The organism is Mesorhizobium sp. M0062, assembly GCF_040323125.1.
Taxonomy (GTDB): domain Bacteria; phylum Pseudomonadota; class Alphaproteobacteria; order Rhizobiales; family Rhizobiaceae; genus Mesorhizobium.
Genome location: NZ_JAMYUO010000049.1, coordinates 1 through 10,975 on the forward strand (window position 1 = coordinate 1; position 10,975 = coordinate 10,975).

At 59.1% G+C, this 10,975-nt stretch carries 12 protein-coding genes; 5 read left to right on the plus strand and 7 right to left on the minus strand.

What is annotated here, in order from left to right; all coding sequences use genetic code 11:
- The first annotated feature begins 45 nt into the window (after positions 1-45).
- Positions 46-363 (plus strand): hypothetical protein, encoded by a 318-nt coding sequence (locus NKJ64_RS30025; RefSeq protein ID WP_156939327.1) that lies wholly within the window; start codon positions 46-48, stop codon positions 361-363.
- A 153-nt stretch (positions 364-516) separates the two neighbouring features.
- Here NKJ64_RS30025 and NKJ64_RS30030 read toward each other — a convergent pair whose 3' ends face one another.
- The 5 genes from NKJ64_RS30030 to NKJ64_RS30050 all read right to left on the minus strand — a co-directional run bounded on the left by NKJ64_RS30030 (position 517) and on the right by NKJ64_RS30050 (position 4,719).
- On the minus strand, positions 517-1,827 hold the full coding sequence (locus NKJ64_RS30030) for a tyrosine-type recombinase/integrase (protein WP_031204573.1): 1,311 nt from the start codon (positions 1,825-1,827) through the stop codon (positions 517-519).
- A 594-nt stretch (positions 1,828-2,421) separates the two neighbouring features.
- Positions 2,422-3,231, minus strand: a complete 810-nt coding sequence (locus NKJ64_RS30035) for an ImmA/IrrE family metallo-endopeptidase (RefSeq protein ID WP_352463802.1) — start codon at positions 3,229-3,231, stop codon at positions 2,422-2,424.
- Between the two features lie 121 nt (positions 3,232-3,352).
- On the minus strand, positions 3,353-3,856 hold the full coding sequence (locus NKJ64_RS30040) for a helix-turn-helix domain-containing protein (RefSeq protein WP_023686069.1): 504 nt from the start codon (positions 3,854-3,856) through the stop codon (positions 3,353-3,355).
- 13 nt (positions 3,857-3,869) lie between these two features.
- Positions 3,870-4,499, minus strand: a complete 630-nt coding sequence (locus NKJ64_RS30045; protein ID WP_023686068.1) for a hypothetical protein — start codon at positions 4,497-4,499, stop codon at positions 3,870-3,872.
- 4 nt (positions 4,500-4,503) lie between these two features.
- Positions 4,504-4,719: a ribbon-helix-helix protein, CopG family gene (locus tag NKJ64_RS30050; RefSeq protein WP_023686067.1), complete on the minus strand. Its 216-nt coding sequence runs from the start codon at positions 4,717-4,719 to the stop codon at positions 4,504-4,506.
- A gap of 135 nt (positions 4,720-4,854) precedes the next feature.
- Here NKJ64_RS30050 and NKJ64_RS30055 point away from each other — a divergent pair, with 135 nt between their 5' ends.
- The 4 genes from NKJ64_RS30055 to NKJ64_RS30070 are packed head-to-tail and all read left to right on the plus strand — an operon-like array spanning position 4,855 to position 8,122.
- Positions 4,855-5,577 (plus strand): multiubiquitin domain-containing protein, encoded by a 723-nt coding sequence (locus NKJ64_RS30055; RefSeq protein WP_352463803.1) that lies wholly within the window; start codon positions 4,855-4,857, stop codon positions 5,575-5,577.
- Position 5,578: 1 nt separating this feature from the next.
- Positions 5,579-6,100, plus strand: a complete 522-nt coding sequence (locus NKJ64_RS30060) for a hypothetical protein (protein WP_023686065.1) — start codon at positions 5,579-5,581, stop codon at positions 6,098-6,100.
- Positions 6,090-6,623 carry a Mov34/MPN/PAD-1 family protein gene (locus NKJ64_RS30065; protein WP_023746428.1) on the plus strand — a complete coding sequence of 178 codons (534 nt, stop codon included), beginning with the start codon at positions 6,090-6,092 and terminating at the stop codon, positions 6,621-6,623. The genes NKJ64_RS30060 and NKJ64_RS30065 overlap by 11 nt, the downstream gene beginning before the upstream one ends.
- Positions 6,620-8,122, plus strand: a complete 1,503-nt coding sequence (locus tag NKJ64_RS30070; protein WP_023686063.1) for a ThiF family adenylyltransferase — start codon at positions 6,620-6,622, stop codon at positions 8,120-8,122. Before NKJ64_RS30065 ends, NKJ64_RS30070 begins: the two co-directional genes overlap by 4 nt.
- A 471-nt stretch (positions 8,123-8,593) precedes the next feature.
- Here the strand turns inward: NKJ64_RS30070 and NKJ64_RS30075 are convergent, their stop codons facing one another.
- Both NKJ64_RS30075 and NKJ64_RS30080 read right to left on the minus strand, forming a co-directional pair.
- Positions 8,594-9,907, minus strand: coding sequence for an HlyD family type I secretion periplasmic adaptor subunit (locus tag NKJ64_RS30075; protein WP_031204569.1), 1,314 nt, complete (start codon positions 9,905-9,907; stop codon positions 8,594-8,596).
- Positions 9,894-10,975 (minus strand): type I secretion system permease/ATPase (locus tag NKJ64_RS30080; protein ID WP_352463804.1); only part of this gene is annotated, 1,082 nt, incomplete at its 5' end. The genes NKJ64_RS30080 and NKJ64_RS30075, both read right to left, overlap by 14 nt.

Below are 10,975 nucleotides of genomic sequence, written 5' to 3' on the forward strand. Positions count from 1 at the left end.
TGGCTTGGCTGAGAAAAGGATTCATGCCGCACTGAGACACAGCGCTTGCGCCTGAAGAAGCATGCAGGCTCCAGCAGAGATTGCGCCGGCTCCGCGAAGGCATGGCTGACCTCAATGGAGCAGGGCGGCCGAGTTGCTTGCGACTTCAGAAATGACGTTCACCATTGCTTAGTGGACCTCGTCAGGGTGATCGGCAATTTCGTGAATAGCGAGTACCAGCGCCAGTTTCGACCAACCGGTCGGCAGCGCCCGCGTGACCAAGCGGGGTTACTTATCCTCGGTGCGTCACATGTGCGCTTCGTCAGCGGTATAGCCTGCCAATCCCTCAACAGCCGTTTTGACGGCGAAAAGCTCGAGGCCTGAGGGGTTAATTTGACCCAGGAATCCCGAAAACGGACCTTGCGCTTTCGGCCCCAAACCAACCGTCATCATCCGGTAACCTTAATAGTGTCCTGGAAAGAAAGTTGCCCCCTCCGGGCCTACGACTTGGCGACGAGTTTCGGCGTTTTTCGACGGTCAGTATGATTTCCGGCGGTTGGAGATTTGTATCGGCCTTTGATGAACGGCCGCTGTTGGGTTCAAAGTGGATGGTCGCGTTATCGTATGGACAGCAGGCTTGCGGCGTCCCTCGGTTGAGTTCACCCGCGGGTTTTTGCTCTTAAGTTCATCCAGATAATCGGCCCACCACTGCATCATGTTGATGCGCTCCTCCCAGTGCTCTGCCCGGGCATAGGCGCGCCGAACGTCGTTGTTCTCAATGTGGGCCAGCTGCCGCTCTATCGCGTCCGGATGCCACTCGCCGCATTCGTTCAGCAAAGTTGATGCCGTTGCTCGAAAGCCGTGCGCGGTAGCTTCTTCCTTGCCGTAACCCATACGACGCAGTGCGGCGTTTAGCGTATTGTCGGAAATCGGACGTGAAGCCGATCGAACACTAGGAAACAGCAGCGATCCACCACCAGAAATTTCCCTGAGTGAAGTCAGGACGCTGATCGCCTGCTTTGATAGGGGTATGCGGTGCGGCCGTCGCATTTTCATGCGTGCTTCAGGGATGGTCCACACCGAGCTTTCAAAATCGAACTCTTCCCATTCAGCGACGCGAAGCTCCCCGGGGCGGGGAAACAGCAGCGCTATCAGCATCAGACCGGCCCGGGTTGTAGGCTGTCCGTCAAATGCATCGATCGCCCTCAGCAAACCGCCCAAGGCCTTCGGATCGGTAATCGCGGCGCGAGACGTTACCGTCGGACTGATGAGTGCGCCTCTGAGGGCGAAGGTCGGATCTGTCTCGGCGCGTGCGGTCGCGATTGCGTATCGAAACACGCTGCCGATCGTGGAGCGCAGTCGCCTGGCCGACTCGTATCGACCGCGAACCTCCACGCGGCGGAGGGCGGTAAGGATGGTGGCCGGGTCGATCTCCCGAATGCACTTGTCGCCAATTATCGGATAGGCAAAGTCGAGCAGCCATTTGACCTTGCTGATCGTCCGGTCAGCACGTCCCTCCTTCTTTAGTTTGTCAACATATTCGTCCGCGATTGAGCGAAAGGTGTCCTTTGCCGAATCGGCCTTCCGCAAGCTGCGTTCCTTTCCAGGGTCGACGCCAGCTAGCAGAAGCCTTTTAGCGTCATCGCGCGCCTCCCGTGCCTCGGCGAGAGAGATAAGGGGATAGCTGCCCAGCGCGAGCAGTTTCTGCTTGCCGTCAAAGCGGTAGGCGAGCCGCCAGAGGCGAGAGCCCGTGGGCTGTACCCATAGCTGCAGCCCGCCCCCATCAGATAATTTCACAAGCTTGGAAGCAGGGCGGGCATTTCGACATTTCACGTCGGAGAGGGGCATTCGTCAGGTCTCCCTTGGCTGTTTCGATACCATCAGGATGTCGAATACCAACGGAAATACCATCCCCCCGCCTCGTTGGACCAAATGCTCCTGAAGCCCTCCGTGTCCCGCTTAACCGCGCAATGCGACCGCAAAAGACCAACAATTCCAAGCGATTGCAGAAGCTGCAGCGTAGAAGGTTCGGTGAAAGGGAGTGCCGGGAGAAGGGGGGATGGTGCCCAGAGGCGGAATCCAAGTGGAGAAAATCCCGTTTTCGTTTCAGAGACTTATGCGAAGGTTGGCCGCATCTGCTACCAACAGAAATACCAACAAAATATTTCTGTGGATTGGTTCGGTTCCTGATATTTATCTCAATGCCTCGCACCTGCACCTTGTCTTTTCCGGTTCGGTCTAGATCCTTCTTGGTTATCTATCATCATGCGGGGGGGTCAAGTGAAGACCACGGCTGGCCAAGACGACTCAATGAAAACGATGGCCGCCTGCGGCCCTAATGCGCCCTGGTATCGGCCGTTCGTTCACGCAGCTTAAGCCTGGAAGCTTCCGTTCCCTGACCAGCGGACGTAGCCGGGCGAGCTTATTAGCGCCGCAGCGGTATCACTTAACCGGTATTATCAACGGAGCCGGGCGCCTGTGTACGGCATAGGTCAGGATCGCGTGGTGGTTGCAGAAGCATTCGATCGCGAACTCGTGTCGGACTCCGTTCGCGTCCGTCAACACGACGGTTCCGTCGAAAATCGGACCTCTCCTAGCCCGGCCGGCACTGGCCCTGAGAAAGTTCCAACAGAATTCCTGAGTGATCCCCGGAAACCGCGTCCTGAACGCGGGTGAGCGGATGAAGTATCGCACGTCCTTGCCGCCGGGGTCGCGGCCGATATCGTCGTGGTGCGGATGGGCGCTGACCATCCCGAATGCCGGCGTTTCGCCATCCCGCTCCTCGACCGTGCGCCATAACGTGGTGGTTATCGTATTGCCGTAGCGCTTGGCCAGATTCTGGATGGACTTGAAGGTAATCTCGACGTCGCGAGCCTCGCACGCGAAACGGTCCTGAAGGAACAGCAAGCGTGCGGCGGCGAAATTAGCCTCCGCCTCCACATTGGCGTGGCAGTTCGGATCGAGCGTGTACTGATCGTCGCCGAACAGGAAATCCTTGTGCCAGGGAATGAAACTATGCCCAACCTCATGGGCCTCGATCCATCGTTTCTTCGCGTCGGGAACCTGTTGGTCGATCAGGATGCGATTGCCGTCGGGTATCCATAAGGCGGAGAGGTTGGCCTTCTTGATCACGTCGATCAGAATGGTCGGACGGGCGATAACCTGCTTGCCCGCCACCTTCATCCTATGCGCGACTTCCTGCAGGAGCGTCGGATTGGACAAGCTATAGTACTTGAGGTCTAGCGCGAGCAACTGCCGGACCTCCGGGAGACGGAGGGGCGGTTCGGGATTGCCGAGTTCGCGGAGAATCCTGTCAACGAGTCCTCGGATGTCGTCCGCCTCATATGCTCCGACCGTCCCCTCCATCATCGGTTCATTTCTGCCCCAGCACCAGAAACTTGACGAAACTGTCCAAGACCTGTTGCTCGTGCTTACTGAGCTTGGACAAATCATCGGACTTAGCCGCGAACTTCTGGGCCTCTTCCTGCAGGACCTCGTCTCTAGTAACCGTAGCGCCAGAGAGCTTCATCAGCGCTCGTGGCGGCATCCTAAAAAACTCGGCCAACTGGTGAACGGTCCTCGGCCTGGGTTTGTAGTTGGGGTCCCGTTCGATCAACCTGATCTCGGCGGCCTCCACCCGCGCCTTTGCGCCCAAGGTTTCAACCGACAATTGGTCGCGTCGTCTCAACTGGCGTATGAAGACCCCGAAGGCGTGCTTCATTTCGACCACGTTGCCCGCGTCCGACACAAGTTCGGACGGCAGGAACATCCCTATATTGTCGATGGCTTCCAACGGCCATCCCGCGTCATGGTCCGTATCCGGATCGGACTCGATCTTTCGCCGGAGCCAGTCGCGTGAGATAAGCATCTCCATCATCTGCTCCTTCTGTTTAAGTGAGGAAGGCGCGCGCTTGTGCTTCGGTCATCTCAAAGTAGCGCATGCGCGTGTCGTCGATTTCCAGGTCGGTCATTCCAACCACATCTCGATACCAAGCTTCGGCCTGTGGCAAGGCGTGCAGGCCTACCCGTCCCCTGAATTCCTCTTGAACACTCAAGCTGATCGCGGCAACCATCATGATGCGCCCCACGCCCTTGAAACGAGGGGACGCATCGAAACGCGGTCTGTTCCAAGGCGCGGTAGCCAGCAGGTCCACCGTGACCAGCGGCTTGCCGCGTTGCGAGGGTTCTTTGGCAAAACCTGCAGTCGTCACGAGCATCAGGCCCTGTGTGGCACCTTCCGCCACGATCGCGAACGACTGCCGGTCAAGCCGGTTTGACGCCATGTCGACTTTCTCGGACCATCGCCAATGAGCGTCCTGGATGTCGTTATCGGCGAGGAATTGCAGGTTGTATTGGCCGGCGGCTTTCAGTTCCGCAATCCTGGCTTCCATGAGCGGGCGCCACGAGCCGTCTATATCGGCGACATTGCCGGCATCCGCGGGGCTGAGGAGATGGGATTCCGTGAACTTGCCGGTCCGACGGTCTAACAGGTCGTAGGTACCGATGAGGCTACCCGACATGGCTTCAGCTCAGCATCATGAGCTCGGCTTTTTCCTTGGTGGAAGGGTGTTCGAAGAATACCTTCTCGCCGCGTTCTATTCTGTCCGTGATGGATTGGTAGAGCCTGAGGGCCTGTCGGACTAGGGCGGTCTTGGACAAACCTTTTTCATCGGCGAGGCGATCGACTAGATCCATCTCCTGCGAACTCAAATTCAGCGTCATCGTACGTTTTTCAACCATAGGGTCCTCCTTGACGGCCGCGCGTTCATATCATTATCCACGAGGCTAGTCAACAATTAATAGCTACAGGTCACGTATTGACTAGCTAAGAAATAGCTACTATTTGATGTGATATCGAGACGCAGGAGAAACCAAATGAACGACAGCGATCCCATTCGCAGCATCCATATCGCCGGCACCGACCTAGTGTTCCGCGCGGTTCCCGTAAATGACCAGACCCCCTCAGGCGACCAGATCGCCCTCGCCGCGGGGTTTTCGTCCGACGATTACAGCTATGTCCTGCAGATGCGGGACAACGGCGAACTTGAGGACGTCCGCAGCCGCGAATCCGTGCCCTTGTCCGACGGACAGCGGTTTATCGTCGCCCTGAGCGACCGATCCTACCGGCTTGCCTTCGCCGGCGGCCCCCTGGATTGGCCCGCGCGCTTCATCACGGCCGGAACCTTGCGCAAGCTGAAGGGCGTGGCTGCCGACAAGAGCATCTATCTGGAAAAGACGGACGAGCCCGACTTTCCCCTCGATGAGGACGACGTCATCGACCTGGATGAAGATGGCGTCGAAAGCTTCAAGGCGGGCAAGCTTGCGGGGCCAAAGAAGCAGACCGTGCGCGTCAAGCACCTGGGTGAACTGGAAACGGTGCGCTTCAAGGCCGAGTCCGGTACTACTCTGCAGTCGATCTGGGACCGGGCCTACGAGGAGCTCGACGTCATGCGCAACGAGCGTGACGTGTTCCAGGCCGAGACGGACGTCGGGACAGTGAGCCTGATGGACCACCTCGGCCTTCCTCTCGAGACGGCCCAGCAGGAAGGTTTGTGCGACAAGAAGTTCGAGATCGCGGCCAGGACCGGGGGGGCCTGAAATGGCATCGCATGGCGTCCGGCCCACCATCGACCTGCAGGCAGGCACGCAAGTGCTAGGCCAGCACTTGCCGCGGGTGCTGTCCTTCAGGGGCCAGACGATAGAAGAGCTCGGCTGGAGCCGGCCATCGGACCGGACGCTGCTTGTCCCCATGCGCGGCACTTTCGGCGGAAATACCGAAGAGTATCTTCTCCGGCTCGATTTTCTTGCCGGTTCGGACTGGCCGCCCAGCGCCAGGTTCGTCAATCCGGCGACCCTTGACTACGCCGGCCTAGCCGAACAGCACCATCTGCCCCAACTGACCTCGCCGGAGGTCCACGTCCATCCGGCTTACCAGAACCCCAGCGGGCAAAAGATCCAGCTCGTGTGCTGTTCCGCTGTGTTCGAATACTACGACGTCAATCACGGCGGCGAAGACACCACCCTCTGGCGCACGGGCGATACCTTTAATCATACGTTGGTGGCGATCGAACGTGCTTTCCGCAACCACTATTCGGGAAGATTCGGTCGTCATGCAGGATGAATACCTATTGTGGCGCGACCCGGCACCCGGGCCCTATGTGCCGATCGGATCCGTCCTTCGCTTACCTCCGACTGCGATTTCGGCGACACGCGAACTGCTTCAGCGCGAAGGCCGCCGGGAATCGTGTGTTTTCTGGTACGGCGAGCGGGACGGCGATACCGCCCTTGTGCGATCGGTCCGGGCGCCCACGCAGCGATCTATGCCCGGAAACTATCATGTGGAGCCGGATGCGATCAGCGAAATGGTGCGCGATCTGCCCGAAGGGTGGAAGCCCTTGGCTCAGATTCACAGCCATCCCGGAATGGGCACGGAACACTCGCGATATGATGACCGCATGATTTCGAGCCGCCGGATTCTTTCGATCGTATTCCCGATATACGGCGTCCCGGCCGCGCCCTGGCCGCAAGGCATCGGCGTGCACGAGTGGCAGAACGATTATTGGCACATGCTATCCCCAGGGCAGGTCCATGGCCGCCTTGAGGTGATCGCCGCACCGGCAGTGGACAGAAGGGATTTCCGATGAGTGGCTTGGCATTGGGGGATCGTCATTCCCGACCGTTGGATGGTTTGGGGGACGTCGCGTCGCCTAAAACGATCCTCATTCGTGCCGGCGACGTATCAGGGGCAGTCAATCGCCAACACCTTCTGGTCTGTCTCGTCAATCTACTGGCTAGGCTGCATGGCTTGGTCGGTTCGATCCGGGTCGCGGTAAAAGGCGAGATGACGGTCGTCACGCCGAACGGGGCCGGTCCGGCAAATGCCTTCCAGGCCGTCGAGAACCTCGCGTCCTGGGCCAACGGCGGGCGGATACCGGTGCTTCCACCCGATGGCGTGGAGGACTTGACCATAGATATGACCGGTCAGATGCGTGGAGGCGCGAGCATCTATGTTTGGGGAGAGGGGTGGAAAGCCTGGATCGGCTCCGCTCCGCGAGCATTCGGTGGTTCTTTCGGCCGGCGCGATTGCCTCGGCCCATACCTGGCAGCGGCCTTGGCAGCAGGCGAGGTCTTCAAGCACGCCAAAGGCTTGAAGAAAGGACGCTTCGCCCGGGATGACGCGTATTCCCTGTGGTCGGGGGAATCCGGCCGCTGGGAAGTATTGGAAGACGGTCCAGCCGTATCGGACACGCGCTTGCCCCCTTTGTATGTCGTCGGGGCAGGCGCCGTCGGTCAGGGGATCATCCAGGTGTTGGGCGCCAGCGAATTGGCAAGCTCATTCCTCGTTACCATCGATCATGACCGCCACGACCTCGAGGGCACCAATCTTAACCGGTGCTTTTTGGCCGGCCTCGACGATCTCGACCGACCTAAGGTCGAGGCCGTGGAGCGATACAGGACCTTCAGCGGACTGGGGGGCTTCGAACATTCCGGAACGCTTCGGGATTACATCCTCTCGAGCCGGTCAGGCCTGCATCCGAAGCTCGATCTGGCGGAAGCGCGGGACTCGTACGAACTCGTGGTATCGGCCGTGGACATCAATACGTCCCGTCAGGACATCCAGGGTCTGTGCCCCCGCGTCGTCGTGGGCGGAAGTACAGACGGCTTAAGGGCTCAAGCGGTGATATACGGCCTCGTCGAACAAGCCGAATGCCTGGGCTGTTGGAACGTGCCCGACGACGGAAGGGCCAAGGCCGCTGCCCGGGAAGCGGCCCTACGGGCAATGTCGCCGGAAGAACGACGGAAGGAATTGGCCGGACAGGTCGAAAACCTTGATGCAGCCTTGTCCTATCTCGCTTCTGCCGAGCCCAGATGCGGACAGTTGGGAGAAAGCGATGTCAAGAGCTTCGTAGACCGGATGCCTCCGGAGTTTTCGGCTTCGTTCGTGTCCATGGCGGCCGCCACGATGGCCGCAGCCAGCCTATTTCGTGTCACATCGGGATTGTCTTCAGATGTGAACTTGCAACCCAAGACAATTCTCCAGTTCAAGAACTTGTCGATGGCTAAAACGGTGACTGCGCGACGGAGCGGTTGCGCGCATTGCTGTGTTGTCCGTGAGGCCGGTTCTCCGGCGAAACTCGGCTAGTACTTGGCCGCGGTCGATAACTCGGTCCCCTTGGACACTACCGAAACATTTGGGCCCTGATACGCCACCACCCGGGCAGGCACGCCACCCCAGAGTCGCGTCGGTACCCTCATCGCTGAACAGACAACTGACCTTCTGGACCTTTGGTGCCGCAAGGTGAAGCGACACAGAGGGCGCTGCACTTGTTCAACGCTATCCATTTTTCGGCGGCTTCTAAGGCAAGGGTTGCCAAAAGTAGACGGTCGGCTCCCGGCCCCCCTCCTGAACGTTTGTGCTCTGGCCAATAGCGGCCTGAGGAGAAACGATATGGGACATTCGCAGTATGACCTCGCCGGACAAGGCCGTCCCGGTAGTGTGCTGAGAGTTCTGCAAATTCGCTGAGAGGGGGCGGTCATAGCAGGCTGGTCATTGTTCACTTCACCTGATTCCCGCGAAGGAACGCCACCATGGCCAAGACTCATTTCTCTGGGTTCATTCCTCCCGGAATGTCCGACTGATTTGGTCCGACAGCGGCTTCACGATATAGGAAAGCGCCGTACGCTCGCCCGTCTCGACCATCGCTTCGGCCGGCATACCGGGCACGAGCGTCAGGCCCTTGAGCTTCGTCAGTTCCGCCTGCGGAACCGACAGGCGCACCAGGTAGTACGAAATGCCGTTTTTTTCATCCGTCGCCAGATCGGCTGCGATCCGGCTGACATATCCGTTCAATATCGGCGTGGTTCTCAGATTGAAGGCTGACATCCGCAGCACGGCCTTGTGGCCAAGCTGGATTTGGTCGATGTCCTTCGGGGTGATTCGTACTTCAAGCGCAAGATCGTCGCCTTCCGGCACGATTAGCATGATCGGATCGGCGGGCGTAATCACTCCGCCGACCGTATGAATTGCGAGTTGTTGAATGGCGCCTGACTGCGGCGCGACGATATCGATCCGCCGCAGTTCCTGCTCAACCGCCACCTTGCGCTCAACATACTCCCCGACCTGCGCCTGAACCTCTCTGAGCTCCTGGCCGACTTCCGACTTGAAATCCTGATCGATCTGCGGGATCTGCAGGCGCGTTTCGGCTATGCGGGCTGCCGTCTGTGCCTGATCTGCGATCTTCTCACCGCGCTCGCCACCGAAAGTGGCAACCTGGACCTTCAGGCTGTTCAACCGTTGGTCCGAGACAATGCCTTGCTTGCGCAACCCACTTAGAACAGCAATTTCCTTTTGGAGAACCTCGATCATTTTTTCACAGGCAATTTCCTGCGCCTTGAGTCCTTCGATCTCGTGGTGATATTGAGTAATGCGTTCCGCCAATTGCGCCTGCTTCCCGTCGCGGGATTGCCTGCGGAATTCGAACAGCAGCGTCTCGCTATCTATTGCCGAAGCTACGTCTGGAACATCTCTTCGGGCGAGTAGCCAGTCCGGGAAGGCGATTTCCGCGAGATCGTCACGCTCAGCATCGAGTCGTGCCAGGTAGGCGGCCAGCTCATCGAGCCGCTTGGTGACTATGGCGAGATTAGCGCGCGTCTGGGTAGCATCGAGCCGCATGAGGATGTCGCCGGCTTTTACTTTATCCCCTTCGCGCACCAGGATTTCTCCGACCACCCCGCCAGTCGGGTGCTGCACCTTCTTGACATAGGAAACGACGACAAAGTGTCCGGACGCTACAACCGCACCGGAGAGATTCGTGAAGGTCGCCCAGGCTCCGGCTCCTCCCACAAAGATCACGCTCGCCAGAAGGCCCGCCACCAGGTGGCGGCGAATGGAGCTTGAAACGTCATTGTTCTGATCAATGCCGGACACCGGTATCCTCCATGTCAGCGCGCTCTGCCACGTGATCCTGTGTAGACTCGATGGCCTTCAGGACTTTGGAACGCGCACCGAATGCTCGCTGCCGTCCACCTTCCATCACCAACACCAAATCGACGGCGCTGATGACGCTCGGCTGATGGCAGACGACAACCGCAATGCCTTTGCGCTCGCGCACGGAGGCGATCGCCTTAGCGACTGCAGCTTCGCCTTCCGCATCGAGATGGGTATTGGGTTCATCCAGCACAACAAGGAAAGGGTCTCGATAAAGGGCACGGGCAAGACCGATAAGCTGACGCTGCCCGGCGGAAAGTGCCGATCCGACCTCACCGACCGGAGTTTCGTATCCGTGCTCAAATCGGAGGATGAGTTCGTGGGTGCCCGCTGCTTTCGCCGCGGCGACAATAGCCTCAGGGTCAGGATCATCTTCAAAACGAGCGATGTTTTCGGCAATGGTGCCGTCGAACAGTTCAACACCTTGTGGCAGATAGCCGATATGACGGCCTAGTGCTTCCCGGTCCCATTGATCGAGGCTTGCGCTGTCGATGCGAACCTTCCCGGCGACCGGCGTCCATGCGCCGACGATGGCGCGCGAGAGTGTCGACTTGCCCGAACCCGATGCGCCGATGACCCCAAGTGCGCTTCCCGCCTGAATGGCAAACGCAAGGCCGGTCACGGTCAGCTTGCTTTCACCGGGCGGAACGATTGTCACGCTTTCCAGGCGCAGTTCGCGTTCAGGTGCAGGCATAGGCACAACAGGAGCGGTTTCAGGAACCTTTTCCAAGAGGTCCTCCAGCCGCGCCCAACTCTGGCGCGCAATGAGGAAGGGTTTCCAGCTTGAAATGGCCAGATCGACCGGAGCCAGCGCACGCCCCATCATGATCGAACTGACAATCATGACCCCGGCCGTAGCCTCCTGCCTGACGACAAGGTACGCACCTACGGTAAGAATGGCCGATTGCACCTGCAGGCGCAAGTCGGCATTGCAACGCGCTGCTTGCAGCAGACCATTGCGTGCCATGTTGTGGGCAACGGTATCGCTTATCGGCCCTTGCGAGAGAG

Bases quoted from the DNA above. Each gene is read 5' to 3' on its own strand.
- NKJ64_RS30065 (WP_023746428.1), top strand. From the start codon at position 6,090: ATGCAGGATGAATACCTATTGTGGCGCGACCCGGCACCCGGGCCCTAT.
- NKJ64_RS30045 (WP_023686068.1), bottom strand. From the start codon at position 4,499: ATGTCGGGTAGCCTCATCGGTACCTACGACCTGTTAGACCGTCGGACC.
- NKJ64_RS30070 (WP_023686063.1), top strand. From the start codon at position 6,620: ATGAGTGGCTTGGCATTGGGGGATCGTCATTCCCGACCGTTGGATGGT.
- NKJ64_RS30040 (WP_023686069.1), bottom strand. From the start codon at position 3,856: ATGATGGAGATGCTTATCTCACGCGACTGGCTCCGGCGAAAGATCGAG.
- NKJ64_RS30050 (WP_023686067.1), bottom strand. From the start codon at position 4,719: ATGGTTGAAAAACGTACGATGACGCTGAATTTGAGTTCGCAGGAGATG.
- NKJ64_RS30060 (WP_023686065.1), top strand. From the start codon at position 5,579: ATGGCATCGCATGGCGTCCGGCCCACCATCGACCTGCAGGCAGGCACG.
- NKJ64_RS30030 (WP_031204573.1), bottom strand. From the start codon at position 1,827: ATGCCCCTCTCCGACGTGAAATGTCGAAATGCCCGCCCTGCTTCCAAG.
- NKJ64_RS30055 (WP_352463803.1), top strand. From the start codon at position 4,855: ATGAACGACAGCGATCCCATTCGCAGCATCCATATCGCCGGCACCGAC.